This window comes from Chryseobacterium herbae, from assembly GCF_025154075.1.
In the GTDB taxonomy this organism is placed as follows: Bacteria; Bacteroidota; Bacteroidia; order Flavobacteriales; family Weeksellaceae; genus Chryseobacterium; species Chryseobacterium herbae.
Map to the genome: position 1 here is coordinate 367,759 of NZ_JAOAMU010000005.1, position 22,583 is coordinate 390,341.

Consider the following 22,583-nt stretch of genomic DNA (forward strand, 5'->3'; position numbering starts at 1 on the left):
TTGCCGCAAAACTTCTGATCATTTATTTTACATAAAGAGAGATGGCTGAGTGGCTTAAGGCGTATTGTCTTCGTGACGATATATGCGTTCTTCGCATCAAAGGTTCGAATCCTTTTCTCTCTTCATTTGTTGGATGTTTACGGTTGCATTTGCCGCAAAACTTCTGATCATTTATTTTATACAAAGAGAGATGGCTGAGTGGCTTAAGGCGTATTGTCTTCGTGACGGTATATACGTTCTTCGCATCAAAGGTTCGAATCCTTTTCTCTCTTCATTTATTGGGTATTGGCGGTAGTACTTACTGTTAAAATTTGTTTTATTACAGATAGCCCGAATTCATCATAAAAAACCCGCTACAGATCATGTAGCGGGTTCATATTTGTTTGATTGTTTCTCTTAGCAGTACTCGTCAAAAGCAGCTTGAAGATTTGCTGCAATAGCGCCTGCAGGGTTTCCTTCGATGTGGTGTCTTTCCAGCATGTGAACCAATTCACCATCCTTGAAAAGTGCGACACATGGAGAGCTTGGAGGGAATGGTGCAAGATGCTTTCTAGCTTCTGCTACAGCTTCCGTATCAAATCCTGCAAAAACAGTTGTTAAATGATCAGGTTTTTTATCACCCGTCAAAGAATATACAACTCCCGGTCTTGCCGCACCTGCTGCACATCCACAAACTGAATTGATGACCAATAGAGTAGTTCCTGACTGCTTTAAAGCCTCTTCTACCTGTGCTGGAGATGTTAAATCCTGGAAACCTTTATCTGTAAGTTCTGCCTTCATAGGCATTACTAAATCTGTTGGATACATATATTTTGTTTTTTATCGATACAAAGTTAATGATTTCTTAGCTTTTCTTCAATATATAAAAACTATCAATGGTTTAGGCAGATAAAATTAATATAATATTAATATATCAACAATATTCAAAAAAATGTGAAATAAAATTATGAATAATGAGAAATATTTACTAAATTTGAAATGATTCTGAAAAACAAACGACCATGAAAAAAACATTTACTGCTTTCCCTCGAGCATTCAAATTATTCAATACGGCATGAATCAGTCGTTAAGTAACACCAGTTCAGTTTGAAACATGATAACTGAATTAATAATTATGAATATCCAAAAAATGAATCCCGGAACGCTAGCGTTCCGGGATTCTTTAATCAAATCGATATGCAAAGGTTGGATATCCTGGTGTGTTGCGAGGTACGTGTTACGGATACAAGCGTTAAAACATTAAGAAAAAAAACTCGAAACCCGAAACCCGAAAACTCATTTATGAAAGCAGTTTCTTAGCCATTTCGGAAATACTTTTTCCGTCTGACTTCCCTGCCAACGCTTTTGAAGCAGCTCCCATTACCTTTCCTAAGTCTTTTGCAGACTCAGCTCCGGTTTCTGAGATAATTTTCTTAATTTCTGCTTCCAATTCTTCCGGACTCAGCTGTTTAGGCAGAAACTGCTCAATCACTTTCATCTGGGCATCTTCTACTTCGGCAAGATCATTTCTTCCCTGCGCCGAAAACTGTTCGAAGGAATCCTTACGCTGCTTGATCATTCTTTGCAGAATAGCAATTTCCTGCTCCGGAGAAACTTCAACACCTCTCGCTTCAGTGTGTAGATTTAAAATTTGAGCTTTTACAGCTCTCAGAGAATCCAGAGCAACTCTGTCTTTAGCTCTCATAGCTGTTTTAATAGCTTCGCTTATGATATTTTCTAAACTCATGGTATTTAATTTATCAATGTAAAAGTGTACCAATGTACCAATTTTGAACAAGCAATTGTTACACTGTTAAATTGATACATTGTTACATTATTTAGTCAACGTCTTTATTTAAAAATCTGTTCTCTCTCACTTGCATAGATCCATTGTTGTCAGACAGATAAGTATTGATATTCTGGTCTGAAGCATTGGTTCCGTCTATAGCAATATTCTTTCTTTTGAAAGCCGGTACAGATTCGAATTCGCTTGAGCTGTCAAAGCTTTGATAGCGTGAATTGAATTCTTTTAATTTATTTCTTCTCTCCACAATCCTTTCCTGGTCAACCGCTTTATTCACAAACGTGAATTCTGATTCTGCAGGTTTTGGAGTTTCAATTTCTATCTTTTCTTCAAAAGCAGGTTTTGTTTCTGCTTTCGGCTCTTCATATCTTGTCTGGAAGATCGCTTCAACCGCCTGAACCGGAATTTCAGTTACTGCACTTGCAGGCGCTGTAAACTCAGCTTTTGGCTGACCATAGTCAGTTTTAGGCTCATTGGATGAAGGCTGATTGTTCACAAAGAAACTGAACTCAACAGGTTTCTCATCTGAAAAAGCACTGGTGGCTGGTGTAGATGGAGTTTCGTCTTTTCTGGAATCAAAGTCAAATTTAAAAGACTCAATTTCCAGATCATTCGGATCTTCTCCTTCTTCATCATGCGAGAATAAGCTGTAAGACTCCTCTTCTGATTCTTCATCATTTCTCCAGTCACGGGAAGCGCTGTTCTGCGTATCTTCCTCTTTATCAAAGAATCTTATTTCTGTTTTGATTTCTTCTTCCTCAATAATCATTTTTTTTTCAGAAGAGGTCATTCCGAACTGTGGAGCGTCATTGTCCTCATCATCCAGTCTGAAAGTGTGTTTTCCTCCGAAATCACGTGTTGTTTCAGAAGGGGTTTCTCTTTCTTCCCTTGTTTTAAAAGGAGAGGCTTTTGGGTTCTCAAAACTGTCATTAAGACTGATTCTGATCTTTTCTGTAGGACCGGCGAATCTTTTGCTGTCATTTGAAAAACCTGTAGCGATTACAAGAACGCTTACAGAATCTCCCAATTCTTCATCAGCACCCACCCCGAAAATAATATCAGCGGTATTTCCAGCTTCTTTCTGAATGTGGTCCATAATGACCCCAATCTCATCCATGGTCACTTCTTCCGCACCACTTCTGATCAATAGAAGGACGTTTTTAGCACCGGTGATTTTGTTGTCGTTCAACAACGGAGAGTCTAATGCTTTTTTAACGGCTTCTTCCGCTTTGTTTTCTCCTGAAGCAATTCCGGTAGACATCAGAGCCGTACCAGAGTTCTGAAGGACAGATTTAGCATCTCTAAAGTCAATGTTTACATCGAAGTAACCGGTAATAACTTCTGCCATTCCTTTCGCGGCATTAGTTAAAACTTCATCGGCTTTTGAGAATCCCTGTTTGAATCCAAGGTTTCCGAATTGTTGTCTCAGTTTATCATTATTGATCACGATAAGTGAATCAACATTATTTCTTAGCTTTTCAAGACCTATTTCGGCCTGTTCAAGTCTTCTTTTGCCTTCAAAGCTGAAAGGAACGGTAACAATACCTACGGTAAGAATTCCCATATCTTTAGCTACCTTGGCAATCACAGGAGCTGCTCCGGTACCTGTACCACCGCCCATTCCGGCAGTGATGAACACCATTTTGGTATTCTGGCCCATACAAGCTTTAATTTCTTCGATGCTTTCAATAGCGGATTTTTCCCCCACCTCAGGATCAGCACCGGCACCAAGGCCTTCTGTGATGGTAGTACCAAGCTGTACTTTATTGGCAACGGGGTTATTATCTAAAGTCTGGGCATCTGTATTACAGACTACGAAATCTACTCCGTAAATTCCTTTCTCGTACATGTGCTTCAATGCGTTGTTTCCACCGCCTCCTACACCGATTACTTTTATAATGGATGAATTTCCTTTTGGCAAATCAAATGAAAATCCTTGTGTATCTATATTTTCCATAACTATGCTTTTTATAATTGATGAGTGATGAATGATAACTGATGAGTGATAAATGGCGTTGGGCAAAAAGCTTTTTATTTATCAATTATCAATGATCTTCTATCATTTATATTTTACTCTACTTCTTCAAAGAATTTTTTTACTTTTTCCATAAGCGACTGTCCGAAGGTCAATTTCGCTCTTCTGTTTTCCTGCTGCTCATTAACAACGGGTTGTTCCTGAACTATTGCTGTCGACTGAACCGCCTGAACTGTTTCGGTCTGTGCCACAGCAGTTTCTGCATTGGCTATTTCCTCTTCCACGAGTTCTTCTGTTTCAGCGCCCTGCTTTTTGTCCCGAATCTTCAAACTCTCCATCAGCAAGCCGATTGAAGTAGCAAATTCCGGGCCTTTCAGGTACTGATTTTTGTCGTTGGCAATATATTCATTAGCAAATCCTATTCTGCTGTCAAAACCTGTTGTATAGTTGGCAAGCTGGCGAAGGTGCTTCAAGTTGGATCCACCTCCCGTAAGGACAATCCCTGCGATCAGTTTCTTCTTTTGCTCGAATGCTCCGTAAGCTTTTAATTCTGTATTCACCATTTCCAGGATTTCTTCCACTCTCGCATTGATGATCTGCGCTAAAGTTTTAAGGGAAATCTCTTTATCCGGTCTTCCGTGAAGTCCGGGAATGGTTACAAATGTGCTGTCTTTTTCCAGTTCCGGAACAGCAGAACCGAATTTTACTTTCAGCTGTTCTGCATGTTTCTCGATAATGGAGCAGCCTTCTTTGATATCTTCCGTAATGATACCGCCTCCGTAAGGAATGACGCAGGTATGACGGATGATATTATCTTTGAAAATTGCTATATCTGTAGTACCGCCGCCTATATCTACAATAGCAACGCCAGCTTCTTTTTCTTCTTTCGTTAATACAGCTTCTGAAGACGCCAAAGGTTCCAGGGTAAGGGCTTCCATTTCAAGGCCTGCTTCTCTTACACATCTTGCGATGTTTCTGATGCTGCCCATCTGTCCTACTACCACGTGGAAATTAGCTTCTAAACGCTTTCCATGCATTCCTACAGGCTCCTGAATTTCACCTTCGGAATCCACTTTATATTCCTGGGGAAGAACATGGATGATTTCTTCTCCGGGAAGCATGACCAGCTTTTTTACCTGATCTTTCAGGGCTTCAATGTCGTCGTCTGTAATAAATTTGTCCGGATGCTCACGCATGATATAGTCGGAATGCTGAAGAGAACGGATATGTTTTCCTGCAATACCTACTGTGACCTTACGGATAGGAACTCCTGCGCTGGATTGTGCTTCAGAAACGGCCGCCTTGATTGAATTAATGGTTTGTGAAATATTATTCACAATACCTTTATGAACTCCAAGACTTTTGGCTTTCCCAACGCCGAGAACTTCTATCTTCCCGTGTGCATTCCTCCGTCCGACAATCGCGACAATCTTCGTTGTCCCGATGTCCAGACCTACTGAATACTCTTGATTTTCCATTTTATGTCGATTTGATTTTTTTCCTTTTATCCATTGATAGGATTTTATCCTATCTTTTGTTAAATTGTCCCTTTGGGACTCTGTGTTATTCTATTTTTACCTTTGCTTTTGCTTTGGGCTTTGCTGCCGTGGGCTTTTTCTCTGTCTTTTTCGTTTCCTTTGGTTTGGCGGTCGTTTTTGGCTTTGCTTTTTCCTTAGGCTTAGCTGCAGGTGTTTTTGCTTTCTTAGTTTCTGTTTTAGGCATTACATCTGGTTTCTTTGCTGCTACCAGTGCCGGGGCTTTGGCCAGTTCCAGATTTCCTGCTTTCAGAATACTGTCGTTTTCTTTGAAATAAGGATTTAAGGTCGTTACAATCTGGTTCTGGTATTTCACAGAAACCATGCTGTACTTTTGTGGATCCTGGAATACCAGGTATTTTTCCACGAAAGTTTTTAGTCCTTTAACTTTAAATTCAATATTATCAAGATCTCCTATTTCTACTTTATAATTTCCGTCACTTGTGAGAAGATTATAATCGCCTTTGCTTTTTGAAATTCCGATAAAGAATTTTTTACTGAAATCATCTTTATCAATCTTTTCTACTAATTCTGCCAGCTTCTCATATTCATCCGGACTTACATTTCCTGTTACCAGCATGCATGGATGCGAGTAGGTTTTGGAAATAGGAAACTCGGTTCCTTTTTCATCTACATAGAAGTCTCTTCCGTCTTTATTCAATCTGAAAACAGGAACTCTCTGTTTGATATCCAGATAGAGTTTTCCGTTCAGATTCAGATAAACATTGGCGCTGTCTACAGCTGGAAGTGAGTTGATCTTCTTCTCAAGCACCGGAATATTCAGGTCGCCTACTTTTCCGGAAGGGTTTTCTTTTTTTACAATTTCCCGGATATCTTTTTCATCAATGAAGTATACCGGAGTTTTTTCATTCATTTTTACAGAAATCTTATTGTCCGTGATCTTCTGGCCGCTGAATCTCTTCAATGAGAAACTCAGCAGTAATCCAAGGATGATCACTGTGACAGCAATTTTTAATATTCTGTATTTATTTTTCATAATTCTAAGATGTCAGATTTCAGATGTCAGACATCAGAACTGATTCATTTTCCATTATTAATTTTCACTATTATTTTTTTACAATCCATTCAGCAATAGGATCATACAGGGTGTCAATATTCCCTGCGCCTACCGTGAGGAGAATGTCAAAATCTTTTTCTTTTATTTTTTCAAAAGCACCGGACAGATCCGATTTTTCTTTTTTATCTAAATTCACTTTTTCCAATAACCAGCCGGATGTTATTCCTTCGAAATTTTCCTGAAGTTCTCTTGCCGGATAAATATCGAGAAGGATGAGTTCATCTGCTTTGCTTAAACTTTCTGCAAACGCGTCAGCGAAGTCTCTTGTTCTGCTGAAAAGATGCGGCTGGAAAACCACCAACAGTTTTTTCTCCGGATAAAATGTTCTGATTGAGCTCACTACCGCATTGATCTCTGTCGGATGGTGGGCATAATCATCGATATAAATTTTACCGTTGGGATAAATATGCTTGGTATATCTTCTTTTAATTCCTTTAAAATTGGCAATAGCCTTTTTCAGCGTTTCAAAATCCACGCCTAAATTGTGAAGGATAGCCAGTGCTGCTGTAGCATTTTCCACATTATGAATGCCCGGAATTTCCCAAACAAAATCTTTTACGGTTTCAGACGGAGTGTGGAAATCAAAATAGATCTTATCATGATCCATACGCAGGTTGTCTGAGTAGTAATCTGCTTTTTCATTGACGGCATAAGTCTGATGGTCTCTGCCGATGTCGAGTCCTTTTCTTACAAATAACTGTCTGTCATTCGGAACAAGTGCTGCAAACTGCTTGAAACCTTCTTCAATATGGCTTTTATCGCCGTAAATATCCAGGTGATCAGCATCGGTGGAAGTGACCACAGCCCAGTCAGGAGAAAGAGCCAGGAAGCTTCTGTCATATTCATCTGCTTCTACTACCGAATACTGTGTCCCGTTATACAAAAAGTTTGATTTGAAATTTTCAGAAATTCCGCCTAAAAAGCATGAAAACGGAAGGTCAGCTTCTTTGCACAGGTGAGATACCAGTGTGGAAGTTGTTGTTTTTCCGTGGGTTCCAGCGATAGCGATGCAATCTGTGTTTTCTGTGATCAAACCTAACACTTTGGCGCGTTTTAAAACTTCAAACTGATTCTGGTTGAAATAATCTAAAATTCCTAACGTTTTGATCGCAGGAGTATAGATCACCAGCGTATTTTCTTTTTGAAGTGTGGTTATTTTTTCGTCAATGCTATCTTCGAAAACAATATCAATTCCTTCTTTCATCAGTTGGGCCGTAAGCTTGGTGTTGGTCTTGTCATAGCCCAGCACTTTTTTGCCCGAAGCATTGAAATAACGCGCCAAAGCACTCATTCCAATACCTCCGATTCCTACGAAGTAATAATTTTGATATGTTTCTAAAATGTTCATTCTTTTTGTATTAATGTATGATGTACAATGTATTGATGTATGTTTTTGTGGTTAATACATTTTACACTGTACTTTTTACAGTTTTAAATATCTCATCTACAATCTCTTTTGCTGCATTGGGCTTGGCAAAATATTCCAGATTCTGAGACATTTCATTTCTTAAACTTTCACTGCTGCAGATTTCTTCCAGTGTATTCCAGAATTTTTCCTGCATTTCAGAGTCTTTTACCATTCTGGCTGCATTTTTTTCAACCAGATTCATGGCGTTTTTGGTCTGATGATCTTCCGCTGCAAAAGGGAAAGGTACCAGAAGAACCGGTTTCTTTGCTACTGCCAATTCTGAAATAGCAATGGCACCCGCTCTTGAAACAATGATGTCTGCCGCAGAATAAGCTGTTTCCATGTCTTTTATGAATTCATTGATGTGGATATTTCTGCGTTCGGTATCCTTTGTTTCTTCTAAAATATCTTGATAATCAAGCTTTCCTGTTTGCCAGATCAGCTGATAGTCTTTATTGACAAGTTCATTTAAATGAGATCTCCATGCATTATTTAATGTTCTGGAGCCCAAAGAGCCACCTACTGAAAGAATGGTAAGCTTGTCTTTACTCAGTCCCATTTTTTCTTTTGCAAGGGCTGTTTCCGTCATTCCTGTGATGATATTCTCACGAATTGGATTTCCCAGGAATTTTATCTTTTCAGAAGGAAAGCCTTCCACTTTAGGATAAGCCGTGAAAACAGCTTTGGCTTTCTTACTTAAGATTTTATTGGTTACTCCTGCGTGGGCATTCTGCTCCTGAATAAAGATGGGAATTCCCATTTTACTGGCTTCGTACAAAGCCGGGCCGCTTGCAAAACCTCCGGTTCCAACTGCAAAATCGGGAGCGAAATTTTTAATGATCTTCTTTGATCTGGATAAGCTTTTCAAAATTTTGAAAGGCAGTCCCAAATTCGAGAGCATGTTTCCTCTGTCGATTCCGGCAATATCAATTCCTTCAATTTTATAACCTGCCTGCGGAACTTTTTCCATTTCCATTTTTCCGTTGGCACCGATGAACAAAAATTCCGTATCAGGAAATCTCTTTCTGATTTCGTCTGCAATAGCGATAGCCGGGAAGATGTGTCCTCCTGTTCCGCCGCCTGATAGTAATACTTTTAGTTTTTTGTTCATTTCTTTTTATAATATGATAGGACTGCGTCCTATCTTTTGTTAAATCGTCCCGTTGGGACTCTTTATCATTTCTTTTTTTGATAGGATTTTATCCTATCCTCCTATAAGTCGTCCCGTTGGGACTCTTTATGCTATATCATTAATTTCTGCTACGCTTTGTTTTTTGCCCATTCCTTCTTCATCGTATATCTGGATCCTTGAGCTTATATTTAAAATAATTCCAAGCTGGAGGTAGGTCACCAGCATGGAGGTTCCTCCGTAACTTATCAGTGGCAGCGGCTGTCCTGTTACCGGGATCAGATTGACTGCTACAGCAATATTCACTGCAAGCTGGATAAAGATCATTACCCCGAGACTGAGCACGAGCAGGGACCCGAAAAAGGCGGGCATTTTGCTGGCGATCATCACGATTCTGATCATCATAATGAGGTACAGACATATCAGGAAAGCGGCCCCAATCAGTCCGTATTCTTCTACGATTACAGCAAAAATAAAGTCGGAGGCAGACTGTGGAAGCATTTGTTTCAATGCACTTTTTCCTGGTCCCATTCCGGTAATTCCACCATGAACGATCGCAGCTTTGGCCTGCATGACCTGATAGTTTTTAGCTTTTACGCTTTCATCATCTACATCAGTGGTTTTTGCTTTGCTGGAAGTAAATGTTTCAATACGGCTCATCCATGTATGCACACGGTTTCCGCCGATCAGATTGGTGTTTAATGCGATAATCAGAAAGAAAACAATGGCTACAAACGAGGAAGAGATGAATCCGGCAATGTATTTCCAGTGGAGCTGTCCTATAATCAGAACAATCACGGAAACCAATAAGATCATCAATGCTGTAGAACCGTTGTCTTTTGCAACCAGCACAAATACCAGCAGGATAGGTCCGAAGATGTACATAATGTTCTCTATCGGAAGTCTTTCCCGCGTTATTTTCTTGGTCAGATATCTGCAGAGATAAATGACCAGCATTAAAAACGCAAATGACGATGGCTGGAATGAGATAGGGGTTCCGGGGATTTTCAACCATCTTGAAGCGCTGGCTCCATCAATGGTCTGACCTGTAAACATGGTGACCACAAGAAGAACGATCATTAGACCGAGCAGAATACTGCTGAGCTTTCCGATGTACTCGTATTTCACCATTCCCACCACTCTCATGATCACAAGACCTAAGACCACAAAGAACATATGTTTGATAACGTGACCGGTTGTGGTCCCGTTATTAACGATATATTCCAGATTTGAACTTGCAGAGTATACCGGGAAGATAGAGAAAATGGAGATCACAAGGATGACCATCCAAAGTACTTTATCGCCCTTTAGAAATTCAATTCTGCTTTCTGTGTTCTGTTCGTCCATATTTTTTTGTATTCATGTATGATGTACAAAGTAAAATGTACTTTTTACACCCGACATTTTACATTTACTTTAATACTTGCTCTTTAAACTGTTTTCCTCTGTCCTCATAGCTTTTGAACAGGTCAAAACTTGCACAGCATGGGGAAAGTAAAACGGTATCTCCGCTTTTGGCCAGTGATTTTGATATTTTCACGGCTTCTTCCATGCTTGATGTATCATAGATGAATTCTTTTTTGTCTTTAAAGAAGTCTATAATCTTTGTATTGTCTATTCCAAGACATACAATGGCTTTTACTTTTCTTTTAACAAGCTCCTCAATTTCTGAGTAGTCGTTTCCTTTATCTAATCCTCCTACGATCCAGACCGTTGGGGTTTTCATGCTTTCTAAAGCATAGTAGGTCGCGTTTACATTCGTTGCTTTACTGTCATTGATGTATTTTACACCATTGGTCTCTGTTACGAATTCAAGTCTGTGCTCTACCGCCTGGAAAGTCATCAGTGAGTTTCTGATACTTTCATTGTTGATTTCTAATATTTTACCGGCTATTGATGCGGCTAAGCTGTTGGCAACATTGTGATTTCCAAGAAGAGACAGTTTATCCATCTTCATAGAAAACTCATCCTCCATTTTTACTACAATCTGATCGCCATCAATGAAACCCCCTTCAGATAATTTTTCTTTTGTAGAGAAGGGAATCATTTTCGCTTTTATTTCCAGCTTCTCAAGAATGGTTTTGCTCATTTCGTCATCTTTGTTGTAGATGAAGAAATTGTCATTCTCCTGATTTTCAGCAATTCTGAATTTAGCTAAAGCATATTCTTCATAATTGTAGTTGTACTGATCCAGATGATCCTTGGACAGATTCAACAGCAAAGAAATGTAAGGTCTGAAGTTTTGAATATCATCCAATTGGAACGAACTCACCTCCAGAACATAATATTCATGGTTTTCATCAGCCACCTGTTTGGCAAAGCTGTATCCTATATTTCCTCCTAATCCTACATTTAATCCGTCATTTTTCAGGATGTGGTAGATCAGGGAAGTGGTTGTTGTTTTTCCGTTGCTTCCTGTGATGGCAATGATTTTGGCATCTGTAAATTCTGAAGCGAACTCAATTTCAGAGGAAAGTCTGATTCCTTTCTCATGAATTTTGTGAACGATCTCCGCCTTTTTGGGAATTCCCGGGCTTTTTACGATCCAGTCGGCATTTAAAATTCTTTCTTCGTTGTGGTTTCCTTCTTCAAATTCAATTTCATTTTCGGCTAAAAACTGCTTGTAGTTATCCTTAATAGCTCCTTTGTCTGAAAGGAAAACCTCCAGACCCTGTTTTTTCGCTAAATAAGCAGCTCCGCATCCGCTCTCTCCACCTCCTAAAACAACTATTTTCATATCTATTCTTTTGTAAAATGTATACTGTAAAATGTATTAATGTAATTTGGTTTTGTATTAATACTTCATACTTTACACAAGGTTTTATCTCATTTTTAATGTGATCAGGCATACAATAGCCAGCATTACTCCGATGATGATCATTCTGTTGACGATCTTACTCTCATGGAAACCTCCTTTCTGATAATGGTGGTGTAATGGTGACATTCTAAAAAATCTATTATTCTGAGCGTAATCCAGTCCATATTTTCTTTTTCTGTATTTGAAAACAACGACCTGTAGCATTACCGATACGTTTTCAATCAGGAAGATTCCGCATAATACCGGAATCAGAAGTTCTTTTCTCAGGATGATCGCTAAAACGGCAATCACTCCTCCCAGCATCAGACTTCCTGTGTCTCCCATAAAAACCTGGGCAGGATAGGTATTGTACCAGAAGAATCCGATTACAGCACCTACCATGGCTACTGCGAAAATCGTGGTTTCCCCCATATTCGGGAGGAACATAATATTGAGATAATCTGCAAAAATAATGTTCCCGGAAAGGTAGGCGAACAGGGCGAGGGTGAGCAATATAATAGCACTGGTTCCTGCCGCGAGCCCATCAATTCCATCCGTAATATTGGCTCCGTTTGAAACGGCGGTCACAATGAAAATAACAATCGGGATAAAGACAATCCATGCCCACTCATGGGCATCTTTATCATTCATCCAGAAAAGTATTCCGCTGTAATCAAACTCGTTGTTCTTAGCAAATGGAACGGTAGAAACGGTGATCTTTTCTGTTGGCATAAAGTTCTGCTCTACATTGTTTCGGTTCACCACTTTTGCATCCGCATACTTTCTTTTAACCGTAATGTCCGGGTGGAAATACATTGTAACTCCGACAATTAGCCCTAAACCAACCTGGCCGACAATTTTGAATTTCCCACTCAGTCCGTCTTTATTTTTCTTTACTTTCTTTAAATAATCATCTACGAAACCTATGGCACCCATCCACAACATGGAAACCAGCAGAAGAACGATATACACATTGGTAATTCTCGTAAAGAGCAGCACCGGGATGATCGTGGCAATAATAATGATAAGGCCTCCCATTGTAGGTGTTCCTTCTTTCTGCTTTTGTCCGTCTAATCCAAGATCACGTACCAATTCGCCCATCTGTTTTGCTCTCAGATAATTGATGATCCTTTTTCCGTAGACCAAGGCAATGACCAAAGAAAACAGCACCGCTATTCCGGCACGGAAAGAAATGTATTTCAGCATTCCCAATCCCGGTATGTGGATTCCCTGGCTGGTTAGGTATTCGTATAGATAGTATAGCATAGTTTCAATTATTAATAAATGATAAGTGATTATTGATGAATGATAAATTAAGTGCTTTCAATAATCGATTATAAATTTATTTACTCATTAACTTCCAAAGCTCGTTGATCGTTTCTTTGTCGTCAAAATGATGTTTAACACCATTGATGTCCTGATAGGTTTCGTGGCCTTTTCCGGCTACTAAAACAATATCTTTAGGCTCTGCAAACTTAATCGCCATTTTAATGGCTTCTTTTCTGTCCGGAATTGAAGTGTATTTGCTGAAGTTTTGAGATTCAACACCTGCTTCAATTTCTTTGATGATCTGTGCAGGATCTTCTGTTCTCGGATTGTCTGAGGTGATGATTGCCAAGGTTGATTTTCTGGTGGCAATATTTCCCATTTCAGGTCTTTTGGAGTGATCTCTGTCGCCTCCGCATCCGAAAACGGTGATCAGTCTTTCGTTTTTGGTTCTGATGTCATTAATGCTGTCCAGAATGTTTTCCAAAGCATCCGGCGTATGAGCATAATCTACGATGAAGAAAATTCCACCATCTGATTTGAAGGTTTCAAACCTTCCGGAAACTCTCTTCAGCTTGCTGATCGCCTGCAAAATTTCATCCTGCTCAAAACCAAGTTCTGTTGCGATTCCGAAAACCAGTAATAAGTTGTACACATTGAATCGTCCTGTCAGTGTCGTCCAGAATTCTTTTCCATTGAAGTTCAGCAGCATTCCATTGAAATCAATTTCTAAAGATTTTCCGTGGTAATCTGCCATGGTTTTCAGGGCGTAAGACTTTTTCTTAGCCTTCGTATTCTGAAGCATCACCATTCCGTTTTTGTCGTCAACGTTTGTGATGGCTACAGCAGTATCTTCAAGTCCATCGAAAAACCTCTTCTTGGTTTTAAGATATTCGTCGAATGTTTTATGGTAATCCAGGTGGTCGTGGGTAAGGTTGGTGAATCCTGCAATTTTGAAATACAGGCCTTCAATTCTGTTTTGTGCAATTCCATGGGAGCTAACTTCCATGAAAGCAAATTCACAACCTTTTTCAACGGCCTCGGCTAAAATTTTATTGATGGTAATGACATCCGGAGTCGTATGTGTTGCAGGAATGATTTCATCCGCAATTCTGATCTCCACCGTGGAAAGAAGGGCAGAATCATATCCCAGATTTTTGAATACATCAAAAAGAAGGGTAGATACTGATGTTTTTCCATTGGTTCCCGTAACTCCGATTAATTTAAGTTTCTGAGATGGATTTCCGTAAAAGTTGGATGCCAGATGTCCCAAAGTCTGAGATGAATCTTTCACCTTAATGTAGGTTACCTCTTCATTCAATGTTTCAGGGAATTCTTCGCACACCACTGCTTTTGCACCTTTTTCAACAGATGATGCAATGTATGAATGTCCGTCTGCAACGGTTCCTCTCACTGCAACGTACAATGAGTTTTCCGTAATCTTTCTGCTGTCGAAAACCAATTCTGAGATCTCACGGGCGTCGTCGCCGTGAATTTCTAAAACTGGGATTCTTTTTAATAATTCTGTTATTATCATTTTTTATTAATAGGATTTCATCCTATTCTTTGTTAAATCGTCCCTTTAGGACTGGGTTTTCTATTTTAATTCTGCAGAGATAAATAAATTCTCTGGTTCTTGCTGATTATGGTGCCTTCCTGAGAAAACTTTTTTTAATCCTTCCAACGTCATTGTAGTCAATCCGTAACCTTTAAATCGTCCCTTTGGGACTGGGTTTTCTATTTTAATTCTGCAGAGATAAATAAATTCTCTGGTTCTTACTGATTATGGTGCCTTCCAGAGGAAACTGCTCTTTAATCCTTCCTACACCTTTGTAATCAATACGGTAGCCTAAGTTTTCCAATTGAGGAATTACATTTTTACCAATGAGACCGACTACATTTGGCATCTGTTTATTGTTGACTGCTACTTTGACATTAGGTTCTACCATTTTGCTTAGATTCACCTTTCTGTCTACCAGCATTTCTTTTTCTATATTCTGAGGTGTTTTCAGGAATGTTTTCCCTGCAATTTCCTTAAATACGGGAGCTGAAACGGGCCCTCCATAAAAACCGATCGCTGTATTAGGCTCACTGATCATCACATAACACGTATATTTTGGATGATCTGCGGGGTAGAACCCTGCGAATGATGCGCGGTATTTCATTGGACCAGGAAGCCAGTATTCAAATCTTGCAGTTCCTGTTTTCCCTGCCATTTTAAGGTTTGGTGTGAAGATGCTTCGTCCGGTTCCTTTTTCTACGGCTTTCGTCAGTGCGCTGGTCATCATTTTGATGGCTTTTTCTGAGGCCATTTTGTTCACCATGACTTCCGGTTTTGCGCTGTACATTACTTTACCGTCTTTCATGATCTTATCGATGAATAATGGTTTCAGCATTTTACCGCCGTTAGCAACCCCGTTATAGAAAGTTGTTAACTGTAACAGGTTGATGTTCGATGAATATCCGTAAGAAATAGAAGCAAGCGTTGCAGCATTCCACCTCCTGTGCTGTGGAGTCAGAATCTTGGGTTTTGTGATTCCCGGAAGTTCTATATCCATCTTATCGAATAATTTCCATCTTTTCAGGTGATCAAGGAAAATCTGTGGTTTGTCTGCGTAATATTTTGTGATCAGTTTTGAAGTTCCTACGTTGCTTGATTTCGCTAAAACGTCACTGATATCATAAATTCCTCCACCGTGGCCGTCAGAAATTCTCTGTTTTGCATAAGTCCAAACACCGTTTCCTACATCTACCGTTGTATTTTCATCGATAAACCCGTCGTCCATTGCTGCCAAAAGAGAAATGGTCTTAAAAGTAGACCCCGGTTCGATATTATCTTTTAAAGCGTAGTTGTAAGAATCTTCGTATTCTCCTTCGTCTGTTCTTCTTAGGTTAACTAGAGCACGCACTTTCCCGGTTTCTGTTTCCATGACGATCACTGTTCCGTGTTTGGCTTCATAGGTGATCAGCTGCTTCTCTAATGCAGAGTGCGCAATGTCCTGAATTCTAAGGTCTAAAGTGGTATATACGTCTTCACCATCTACCGGTTCTTTTACTTTCCAGTAATCGATAGGCTTCCATTGTGATGAATTGATTCTCTGTTCCAATCTTCTTCCGTCGGTTCCGGTAAGGTATTTTGAGAAGGCTCCTTCCAGACCGGCTTTTACTTCACCATTATCGATACCAATGGTTCCGGCACCAATTTCTGAAGTGGCGAGTTCTCTCTTATAATTTCGGTCTACGATGAAACCTCCTTTGTTTTTTCCTTTTTTGAAGACCGGAAAGTTTCTGATTCTGTCGTATTGGTCAAAATCAAGGCCTTTAACCAATGTGTAGTACTGGTTTTTCTTTTTTTTCTGCTCGTCAAATTTCTGTCTGAATTCTCCTCTGGATTTTCCGAACATTTTGCTTAGAGAATCTGTCAGCGCTCCGATATTATTGCTGTAGATTGTATCTTTCATTGTTTTAAAATCAAGATAGATGTCATAGCGCATTACGGTGGTGGCCAGAATGGATCCGTCTGAAGCAAACAGATTTCCGCGGGCAGCTTTTAAAGTGGCTTCGCGGTAGTTCTTATTAATGTAATCATCTTTAATCTCCTGAACATTAGTGTTTTGCAGGATTACAATTCTCGCAAGAAACAGCACAAATACACACAGGACTCCTACTGCGAACAAGTAGCCCCATCTTAACGTCTTTTTACGTTTGTTATCGTATTCATTTTGTTTTTGCATCTGTACTGTCTAGTTTTATTAGCAGTTTATGAGGATGGTTTTCCAAAGTCATCAGTGAGTCCTTTGCTACTTCCTTCCCCAGTTGCGATTCCATTTTTACTTTGATCAGCTTACTCTGGGCATAAGCGTTTCTCGATTTGTATTCTTCAGTCTCTTCTTTTAAAGCATTGACAATTTTGATCTTTTTGTTGACAAGGTGATTGCTATAAATCATTGCCATCATCAGAATGAACAACAGTAAAAAATACTTGTAATGAGTTTTGATCTCATCACGGTTCAGAAAGTTTCCTTTTATAATGTCTATAAAAGTGAGTCTTTTCTGAGGGCGGTTTGTTGTTCTTTTTGCCAAAATTCTGTGTTAAATTATTTTACAGTGAATTCGCTTTGCTTGTCAATGGTCAATTTTTCACAATTAACAATTGACAATTCACTTTTACACTTTAATTCCTGTTCTCATTTTTGCACTTCTTGCTCTTGAGTTTTCCTCAATCTCCTTATCATCCGGGATGATCGCTTTACTCTTAAGCAATTCAAAGACCTTTTTATAATTTCCGTAGATATCTCTCTGTTGCTCGCCTTCAAACATTCCGTTTTTCAGGAATCTTTTTACGAGACGGTCTTCCAGTGAATGGTAAGAGATCACAACAAGTCTTCCTTCCGGTCTTAGGACATTCAGTGCCTGAACCAGCATTTCTTTCAGTGCTTCCAACTCTTGATTAACTTCTATTCTGATCGCCTGGAAAAGCTGAGCATAGAATTTATTCACTTTATGAGGCGGAAGATAGCTGAAAAGCTTTTTCAGATCCTCGGTCGTATTTATGATTTTTGTTTTTCTGTGATGAACGATGTCTCTTGCCAATTTTCGGGCTTCTCTCAATTCGCCGTAATAATAAAATATATCGGCAAGCTCAGTTTCTTCATATTCATTGATCACTCTTTTGGCATCAAGACTCTGCATAACGTTCATTCTCATGTCCAGCGGTGCATTGTTTCTGGTAGAGAAACCTCTTTCCGCCTCATCAAACTGATGAGATGAAACACCAAGATCGGCCAATACGCCGTCTACATGAGAAACCCCATACATCAGCATGGAATTTTCCAGAAACCTGAAATTCTGATTCACCAGCGTAAATCTGGGATCATCGATCGTATTTTTAAGGGCATCCAGATCCTGGTCGAAACTGAAAAGTTTTCCCTTCTCTGAAAGTCTGCTCAGAATTTCTCTTGAGTGGCCTCCTCCTCCAAAAGTGCAGTCCACGTATATTCCGTCAGGATTCGTCACCAAATCATCAACGCTCTGCTTCAATAAAACGGGGTTGTGGTACATACTTAATTGTGTTTTTTACCTTGCCTTTTACAGCAAGCGCGGTTTATTCTTCATCGAAAGCGCCCATCACATCTTCGGCCAGGCTCGCAAAATCAGCTTCGTTGGTAGAGATCACCTTTTCATAGGCTTCTTTATCCCAAATTTCAAAAAGCTCTCCTGCGCTGGTAATCACCGTGTCTTTCTGAAGGTTTGCAAAATTCACCAGATCTTTTGAGATCTGAAGTCTTCCTGCATTGTCCAGCTCTACTGTTTTTACCCCTGCCGTAAACATTCGAATGAAATCAGCATTCTTTTTAATGAATCTGTTTAGCTTATTAATTTTGCCCATCAGTTGGTCCCACGCATTCATGGGATAAACTTCTAGGCAAGGTTGGAACACAGATCTCTTGACTACAAACGCCTTATCGTCGAAGTTTTCCATCTGTTTGATCAGGGAGGAGGGAACTTTTAACCGGCCTTTGTCGTCAATTTTACACTCATATGTTCCAATGAAACTTTTCATTTGGGACAAATTTATATAATAATTTCCAAAATTTCCCACTTTTTCCCACTTTTTGACTTAATGTTAATAAGTTTTATTAATGATTCAATTTCATGGGTGTAAGTATTTGATATGTTGCCTGTTGTAAAAACTATTATTCAGGCCATAATAAAGAGGTTTTGAAAAAAGTCAACAAAAAGGGGGATATTATATTATTTTTACTTTAAATTAGGGTAATCAAAAATTTTTTGAGGTTTAATTTGTATTTTTGCAGAGCTTTATTAAGGCATTTTATGATATTTAGTACAAAAAAAGAAAAGAAATATACTTTTATAGAGGCGGGAGAAGGACATCCATTGGTGCTGTTGCACGGTTTAATGGGTGGTTTGAGTAATTTCGATAAGATGGTAGATTTTTTTTCGGAAAGGGGGTTCAAGGTTTATGTTCCTCAGTTGCCTATCTACGATCTGCCGGTACTCAATACGAATCTTACCACTATTGCAAAATATATTATCAAGTTTATAGAGAGTAACATCTCCGCACCTGTCACCATTGTAGGAAACTCTATGGGCGGTCATGTGGGACTTATCATGACTTTGGCAAGACCGGATCTGGTAAAGAATCTTGTTTTAACAGGAAGCTCGGGATTGTATGAAAGAACTTTCGGGGACAGTTTTCCGAGAAAAAATGACCGTTCCTATATAAGGAAGAAGACGGAAGAGGTTTTTTATGACCCTGCTATCGCTACAGAAGATCTTGTAGACGAGGTTTTCTCTGTGGTGAACGACAGAATGAAAGGAATAAAAACGGTAATGCTGGCCAGAAGCGCCATCAAACACAATATGCTGAATGATCTTCCGAAGATTTTGACACCTACATGTCTGATCTGGGGAAGACAGGATAACGTAACGCCTCCTGATGTAGCTGAAGATATGCATAAGTTTATCCCAAATTCAGATCTCTTCTGGATTGAGAAATGCGGACATGCCGCGATGATGGAAAAACCGGACGAATTCAATGAAATTCTGTACAACTGGTTAAAAGATAAAGTTTAAAACAAATAATAATAAACCATTAAGAGCTTTTCTTAATGGTTTGTTTTTCTAAAAAATATTCAAAAATGGTTATAAAAACGGCAGAATTTGTAAAAAGTAGCGGGAAATGGCAGGAATGTCCTGAACCTACGATGCCTGAGTATGCTTTTATCGGAAGGTCTAATGTTGGAAAATCCTCATTGATCAATGCAATGATGAATCACAAAGACCTGGCAAAGACTTCCGGAACTCCAGGGAAAACTCAGCTGATCAATCATTTTTTAGTGAATGAAAACTGGTATCTGACAGATTTACCAGGGTACGGATATGCAAAAGTTTCGAAATCTATCAGAAAGGATTTTGAAAAATTGATCACCAATTACATCCTTAACAGAAGAAATCTGGTGAATCTTTTTGTTTTGGTAGATTCCAGACATACGCCACAAAAGATCGATTTAGAATTTATCCAGTGGTGCGGAGAAAGCGGAATTCCTTTTTCGATTGTTTTCACAAAAGCAGATAAGCTGAAGCCGAATGTTACCATTCAAAATGTGGAAAATTATAAAAATGAACTGCATAAAACGTGGGATGATCTTCCTGAGTTGTATGTGACTTCTGCGGAAAAGAAAACCGGCGGCGACGAAATCCTGAACTTCATTCAGATCACGAATGAATTCCTGAAAAATAATAGTGTAAATTTTGAGGATGAGTAATATAATCTGGAAAATTAAAACCTTCGATGAGTTTACGGTTCCTGAACTGTATGCCATCCTGAAAGCACGGATCGATGTTTTTGTGATCGAGCAAAACTGCCCGTACCCTGATCTGGATAATAATGACCAAAAGGGAATTCACATCTGGGCGGAAGAAGATGAGCAAATTCTGGCTTATTGCCGTGTTTTTGATAAGGGAATCAAATTTGATGAAACTTCTTTCGGAAGGGTTCTCACAACAGAGCAGGCGAGAGGTAAAAACCTTGGCAGACAGCTGATCAGATATGCTGTAGAAACGATAGAAAACCGTTTCCATACTTCTGAGATTAAGATTTCAGCACAGGATTATTTATTGAGATTTTATTCCGAATTCGGATTTGTAGATACCGGGAAGAAATACCTGGAAGACGATATTCCGCATACGGAAATGATAAGAAAATAAAAAGCGAAGATCTCTCTTCGCTTTTTTTATATGGTGAGTATTTTTTTAGTTAGGAAGTTCGAAGCTGGAGGAGGGAAGTTATTGAGGTCAGAGGTTCAATATAATTCTCCACCATGACTTTAGATTAGTTGCATCCGGAACAGTATGATCTGTCTACATATTGTTTGCTGCTTCCGGTATAATAATAGCAGCCTCCTCTTTTCCCAACATACAGCTGACTTCCATTGTAAGTACAGTTTTTGTTCTGTGAATAATACGATTTTGATCTTTTAGAACCGGAGCTGGAACTGCCTTTGCTCTTTTTCGCCTTTTTCTTTTGTTTTTTAGAGGATAGTTCTGTTTTGGAAATAACAGTGTTTCCTGTTGCTGTAAAGCTCGCCGGAAGAAGTAAACCTGTCGCCAAAAGGGCTGTGAATAGTAGTTTTTTCATGGGTATTAGTTTTTATATGGTAATGGTTTTCGTGGTTATTAGTTTTTTTATTTTAGCCTCTATGAATGATTGCATCATTTAATGCATTAACAATTTTTTGAATGTAATCTTTGTTTTTTGAAATGATGCTGTTAGCTTCTCCTGCGTTAGTACTTATTCTCACTGCATATTCATTTTTAATAGAAAACAGCCACAAGATTCCTAAGACAATGATTATGAGTCCTATCCAAAAAATGTCTTTTGAAAAAAGAAAAAGTAGTCCGAAAACAACCATTAAAATTGCTTTTGTTTTGCTCTTTATGATTTCAAAAACATGAACAGAAGAGATGTTTCTCATTGCATATGTTTTTGATTGAGTAACAAATCGAGACTGTGTTACTGTAACAGCACTGTCTTGGTAAAATTTAGTTTCATTTTGAGTTTCCATATGTTATCTTATTTTTCTTGAATATTTATTTTTTACATATCTGTTTATGAATCCGTTTAATCCACTCCCTGATCTGGCTAAGTCTATCATCATTTCGATATTAGCTTTTCCGGCACTGGAATAGGTATATTCGTAAATACTGCCAGTTGAAAATTCTACCTCTATGTAATCCGACCCGATAGAGTAACCTGAAACGCCTGAATCACCATTGTTGTTTGAATATCTTTCCATTATTTTAAAGTTTTATTTATTACAAAAATATAAAGCCTTTAAGCTCTATCCTTACGGGAATCCGTAAAAGAAAAAACCTTCCAACTAGTTGAAAGGTTTTATACAATATGTAGACAAGATTAAATAATTCCGAGGTCTTTGCAGAATGCTACCAGATGTTCATTGCTGGAAACCTCAAGATCTTCTTTCAGGCTGTTCAGTTTTTTTTCTACGCTGCTTAAGCTGTAGGGTTTAATGTCTTTCTCCTGGAGATGCAAAGGAATGTTTTTCTGTAAAATTCCTTTTGACAGAAGAGAAACCAAAGCAATGTCATAAGCAGAGAACTCATAACTATTCAGTTTTTTGACGTCATGTTTCAAATCGAGGGATAAATAATTTTCATTAATAAAAACGGAGGCAATAGATTTTTTCAACTCTTTGGAGTCGTTTCTTGCCTTACGGACATAGCCGTTGATTTTAAACTTATTAAACAAAGAATCAATAATTCCTGATTTATGTTCTGCAGAAAAGACAATCACTTTTAAAGAAGGCTGCAATTCTTTTACCTTCTGTATTAAATCTCTACCGTCTTTAAGTTTCTGGTCCCGGTGATCCTCTTCATAGTAAAGATCTGTGATCAGCAGATCATAAGGTTTTTCCTCACGGAGGGCTTTTTGAACTTTGGCTAATGCATCATCACAATAATACACATAATCTACATTCGGAATGTTGAGCTCTTCCAATGTTTTCTGGATAGAAATACTGATGCTCTCGTGGTCTTCGGCTATTAAAATTTTTTTGAACATTCGTTTAG

The 22,583-nt window shown here is 38.8% G+C and carries 22 protein-coding genes and 2 tRNA genes; 5 read left to right on the top strand and 19 right to left on the bottom strand.

The window, feature by feature from the left end; all coding sequences use genetic code 11:
- Nucleotides 1–35 precede the first annotated feature (35 nt).
- Nucleotides 36–123, top strand: a tRNA-Arg gene (locus N0B48_RS17050).
- A gap of 61 nt (nucleotides 124–184) precedes the next feature.
- Nucleotides 185–272: transfer RNA gene (locus tag N0B48_RS17055), tRNA-OTHER, on the top strand.
- Nucleotides 273–396: 124 nt separating this feature from the next.
- Here N0B48_RS17055 and N0B48_RS17060 read toward each other — a convergent pair.
- From N0B48_RS17060 to mraZ, 15 genes are all read right to left on the bottom strand, one after another.
- Nucleotides 397–807 carry a BrxA/BrxB family bacilliredoxin gene (locus tag N0B48_RS17060; protein WP_034724594.1) on the bottom strand — a complete coding sequence of 137 codons (411 nt, stop codon included), beginning with the start codon at nucleotides 805–807 and terminating at the stop codon, nucleotides 397–399.
- A gap of 472 nt (nucleotides 808–1,279) precedes the next feature.
- Nucleotides 1,280–1,726 carry a GatB/YqeY domain-containing protein gene (locus N0B48_RS17065; RefSeq protein WP_259840107.1) on the bottom strand — a complete coding sequence of 149 codons (447 nt, stop codon included), beginning with the start codon at nucleotides 1,724–1,726 and terminating at the stop codon, nucleotides 1,280–1,282.
- A 91-nt stretch (nucleotides 1,727–1,817) separates the two neighbouring features.
- Nucleotides 1,818–3,740: a cell division protein FtsZ gene (gene ftsZ / locus N0B48_RS17070; RefSeq protein WP_259840108.1), complete on the bottom strand. Its 1,923-nt coding sequence runs from the start codon at nucleotides 3,738–3,740 to the stop codon at nucleotides 1,818–1,820.
- Between the two features lie 113 nt (nucleotides 3,741–3,853).
- Nucleotides 3,854–5,236, bottom strand: a complete 1,383-nt coding sequence (gene ftsA / locus N0B48_RS17075) for a cell division protein FtsA (RefSeq protein ID WP_259840109.1) — start codon at nucleotides 5,234–5,236, stop codon at nucleotides 3,854–3,856.
- Between the two features lie 85 nt (nucleotides 5,237–5,321).
- Entirely contained in the window at nucleotides 5,322–6,290 is a 969-nt protein-coding gene (locus N0B48_RS17080; RefSeq protein WP_259840111.1) for a cell division protein FtsQ/DivIB, read from the bottom strand.
- 70 nt (nucleotides 6,291–6,360) lie between these two features.
- On the bottom strand, nucleotides 6,361–7,719 hold the full coding sequence (gene murC / locus N0B48_RS17085; protein ID WP_259840112.1) for a UDP-N-acetylmuramate--L-alanine ligase: 1,359 nt from the start codon (nucleotides 7,717–7,719) through the stop codon (nucleotides 6,361–6,363).
- Nucleotides 7,720–7,780: 61 nt separating this feature from the next.
- Nucleotides 7,781–8,890, bottom strand: a complete 1,110-nt coding sequence (gene murG / locus N0B48_RS17090) for an undecaprenyldiphospho-muramoylpentapeptide beta-N-acetylglucosaminyltransferase (protein ID WP_259840114.1) — start codon at nucleotides 8,888–8,890, stop codon at nucleotides 7,781–7,783.
- 126 nt (nucleotides 8,891–9,016) lie between these two features.
- Entirely contained in the window at nucleotides 9,017–10,255 is a 1,239-nt protein-coding gene (locus tag N0B48_RS17095) for an FtsW/RodA/SpoVE family cell cycle protein (RefSeq protein WP_259840115.1), read from the bottom strand.
- 64 nt (nucleotides 10,256–10,319) lie between these two features.
- Nucleotides 10,320–11,645 carry a UDP-N-acetylmuramoyl-L-alanine--D-glutamate ligase gene (gene murD / locus N0B48_RS17100; RefSeq protein ID WP_259840117.1) on the bottom strand — a complete coding sequence of 442 codons (1,326 nt, stop codon included), beginning with the start codon at nucleotides 11,643–11,645 and terminating at the stop codon, nucleotides 10,320–10,322.
- An 84-nt stretch (nucleotides 11,646–11,729) separates the two neighbouring features.
- Nucleotides 11,730–12,971 (bottom strand): phospho-N-acetylmuramoyl-pentapeptide-transferase, encoded by a 1,242-nt coding sequence (mraY, locus tag N0B48_RS17105; RefSeq protein ID WP_034724610.1) that lies wholly within the window; start codon nucleotides 12,969–12,971, stop codon nucleotides 11,730–11,732.
- A 76-nt stretch (nucleotides 12,972–13,047) separates the two neighbouring features.
- A complete protein-coding gene (locus N0B48_RS17110) occupies nucleotides 13,048–14,508 on the bottom strand; it encodes a UDP-N-acetylmuramoyl-L-alanyl-D-glutamate--2,6-diaminopimelate ligase (RefSeq protein ID WP_259840120.1) in 1,461 nt (486 codons plus the stop codon).
- 205 nt (nucleotides 14,509–14,713) lie between these two features.
- Complete coding sequence (locus tag N0B48_RS17115) at nucleotides 14,714–16,705, bottom strand: penicillin-binding transpeptidase domain-containing protein (protein ID WP_259840122.1); 1,992 nt, start codon at nucleotides 16,703–16,705, stop codon at nucleotides 14,714–14,716.
- The gene (locus tag N0B48_RS17120; RefSeq protein ID WP_047456505.1) at nucleotides 16,689–17,054 is read right to left on the bottom strand and encodes an FtsL-like putative cell division protein; all 366 of its coding nucleotides are present in this window, start codon (nucleotides 17,052–17,054) and stop codon (nucleotides 16,689–16,691) included. The genes N0B48_RS17115 and N0B48_RS17120 overlap by 17 nt, the downstream gene beginning before the upstream one ends.
- Before the next feature lie 84 nt (nucleotides 17,055–17,138).
- Nucleotides 17,139–18,032 carry a 16S rRNA (cytosine(1402)-N(4))-methyltransferase RsmH gene (rsmH, locus tag N0B48_RS17125; RefSeq protein WP_259840125.1) on the bottom strand — a complete coding sequence of 298 codons (894 nt, stop codon included), beginning with the start codon at nucleotides 18,030–18,032 and terminating at the stop codon, nucleotides 17,139–17,141.
- A 43-nt stretch (nucleotides 18,033–18,075) separates the two neighbouring features.
- Complete coding sequence (gene mraZ, locus N0B48_RS17130) at nucleotides 18,076–18,534, bottom strand: division/cell wall cluster transcriptional repressor MraZ (protein ID WP_259840127.1); 459 nt, start codon at nucleotides 18,532–18,534, stop codon at nucleotides 18,076–18,078.
- A 272-nt stretch (nucleotides 18,535–18,806) separates the two neighbouring features.
- Here mraZ and N0B48_RS17135 point away from each other — a divergent pair, with 272 nt between their 5' ends.
- The 3 genes from N0B48_RS17135 (at nucleotide 18,807) to N0B48_RS17145 (ending at nucleotide 20,702) form a co-directional block, all read left to right on the top strand.
- On the top strand, nucleotides 18,807–19,568 hold the full coding sequence (locus N0B48_RS17135; protein ID WP_259840129.1) for an alpha/beta fold hydrolase: 762 nt from the start codon (nucleotides 18,807–18,809) through the stop codon (nucleotides 19,566–19,568).
- Nucleotides 19,569–19,633: 65 nt separating this feature from the next.
- The gene (gene yihA / locus N0B48_RS17140) at nucleotides 19,634–20,260 is read left to right on the top strand and encodes a ribosome biogenesis GTP-binding protein YihA/YsxC (RefSeq protein ID WP_259840132.1); all 627 of its coding nucleotides are present in this window, start codon (nucleotides 19,634–19,636) and stop codon (nucleotides 20,258–20,260) included.
- Nucleotides 20,253–20,702, top strand: coding sequence for a GNAT family N-acetyltransferase (locus N0B48_RS17145; RefSeq protein ID WP_259840134.1), 450 nt, complete (start codon nucleotides 20,253–20,255; stop codon nucleotides 20,700–20,702). The genes yihA and N0B48_RS17145 overlap by 8 nt, the downstream gene beginning before the upstream one ends.
- A 124-nt stretch (nucleotides 20,703–20,826) precedes the next feature.
- Here the strand turns inward: N0B48_RS17145 and N0B48_RS17150 are convergent, their stop codons facing one another.
- From N0B48_RS17150 to N0B48_RS17165, 4 genes are all read right to left on the bottom strand, one after another.
- Nucleotides 20,827–21,132, bottom strand: coding sequence for a hypothetical protein (locus N0B48_RS17150; RefSeq protein WP_259840135.1), 306 nt, complete (start codon nucleotides 21,130–21,132; stop codon nucleotides 20,827–20,829).
- Between the two features lie 52 nt (nucleotides 21,133–21,184).
- Nucleotides 21,185–21,559 carry a DUF6232 family protein gene (locus N0B48_RS17155; protein WP_259840136.1) on the bottom strand — a complete coding sequence of 125 codons (375 nt, stop codon included), beginning with the start codon at nucleotides 21,557–21,559 and terminating at the stop codon, nucleotides 21,185–21,187.
- Between the two features lie 3 nt (nucleotides 21,560–21,562).
- Nucleotides 21,563–21,790 (bottom strand): hypothetical protein, encoded by a 228-nt coding sequence (locus N0B48_RS17160; RefSeq protein WP_259840137.1) that lies wholly within the window; start codon nucleotides 21,788–21,790, stop codon nucleotides 21,563–21,565.
- Between the two features lie 119 nt (nucleotides 21,791–21,909).
- Nucleotides 21,910–22,575, bottom strand: a complete 666-nt coding sequence (locus tag N0B48_RS17165) for a response regulator (protein WP_259840139.1) — start codon at nucleotides 22,573–22,575, stop codon at nucleotides 21,910–21,912.
- Between the last annotated feature and the right edge of the window lie 8 nt (nucleotides 22,576–22,583).

Bases quoted from the DNA above. Each gene is read 5' to 3' on its own strand.
- N0B48_RS17060 (WP_034724594.1), bottom strand. From the start codon at position 807: ATGTATCCAACAGATTTAGTAATGCCTATGAAGGCAGAACTTACAGAT.
- N0B48_RS17065 (WP_259840107.1), bottom strand. From the start codon at position 1,726: ATGAGTTTAGAAAATATCATAAGCGAAGCTATTAAAACAGCTATGAGA.
- ftsZ (WP_259840108.1), bottom strand. From the start codon at position 3,740: ATGGAAAATATAGATACACAAGGATTTTCATTTGATTTGCCAAAAGGA.
- ftsA (WP_259840109.1), bottom strand. From the start codon at position 5,236: ATGGAAAATCAAGAGTATTCAGTAGGTCTGGACATCGGGACAACGAAG.
- N0B48_RS17080 (WP_259840111.1), bottom strand. From the start codon at position 6,290: ATGAAAAATAAATACAGAATATTAAAAATTGCTGTCACAGTGATCATC.
- murC (WP_259840112.1), bottom strand. From the start codon at position 7,719: ATGAACATTTTAGAAACATATCAAAATTATTACTTCGTAGGAATCGGA.
- murG (WP_259840114.1), bottom strand. From the start codon at position 8,890: ATGAACAAAAAACTAAAAGTATTACTATCAGGCGGCGGAACAGGAGGA.
- N0B48_RS17095 (WP_259840115.1), bottom strand. From the start codon at position 10,255: ATGGACGAACAGAACACAGAAAGCAGAATTGAATTTCTAAAGGGCGAT.
- murD (WP_259840117.1), bottom strand. From the start codon at position 11,645: ATGAAAATAGTTGTTTTAGGAGGTGGAGAGAGCGGATGCGGAGCTGCT.
- mraY (WP_034724610.1), bottom strand. From the start codon at position 12,971: ATGCTATACTATCTATACGAATACCTAACCAGCCAGGGAATCCACATA.
- N0B48_RS17110 (WP_259840120.1), bottom strand. From the start codon at position 14,508: ATGATAATAACAGAATTATTAAAAAGAATCCCAGTTTTAGAAATTCAC.
- N0B48_RS17115 (WP_259840122.1), bottom strand. From the start codon at position 16,705: ATGCAAAAACAAAATGAATACGATAACAAACGTAAAAAGACGTTAAGA.
- rsmH (WP_259840125.1), bottom strand. From the start codon at position 18,032: ATGTACCACAACCCCGTTTTATTGAAGCAGAGCGTTGATGATTTGGTG.
- mraZ (WP_259840127.1), bottom strand. From the start codon at position 18,534: ATGAAAAGTTTCATTGGAACATATGAGTGTAAAATTGACGACAAAGGC.
- N0B48_RS17135 (WP_259840129.1), top strand. From the start codon at position 18,807: ATGATATTTAGTACAAAAAAAGAAAAGAAATATACTTTTATAGAGGCG.
- yihA (WP_259840132.1), top strand. From the start codon at position 19,634: ATGGTTATAAAAACGGCAGAATTTGTAAAAAGTAGCGGGAAATGGCAG.
- N0B48_RS17145 (WP_259840134.1), top strand. From the start codon at position 20,253: ATGAGTAATATAATCTGGAAAATTAAAACCTTCGATGAGTTTACGGTT.
- N0B48_RS17150 (WP_259840135.1), bottom strand. From the start codon at position 21,132: ATGAAAAAACTACTATTCACAGCCCTTTTGGCGACAGGTTTACTTCTT.
- N0B48_RS17155 (WP_259840136.1), bottom strand. From the start codon at position 21,559: ATGGAAACTCAAAATGAAACTAAATTTTACCAAGACAGTGCTGTTACA.
- N0B48_RS17160 (WP_259840137.1), bottom strand. From the start codon at position 21,790: ATGGAAAGATATTCAAACAACAATGGTGATTCAGGCGTTTCAGGTTAC.
- N0B48_RS17165 (WP_259840139.1), bottom strand. From the start codon at position 22,575: ATGTTCAAAAAAATTTTAATAGCCGAAGACCACGAGAGCATCAGTATT.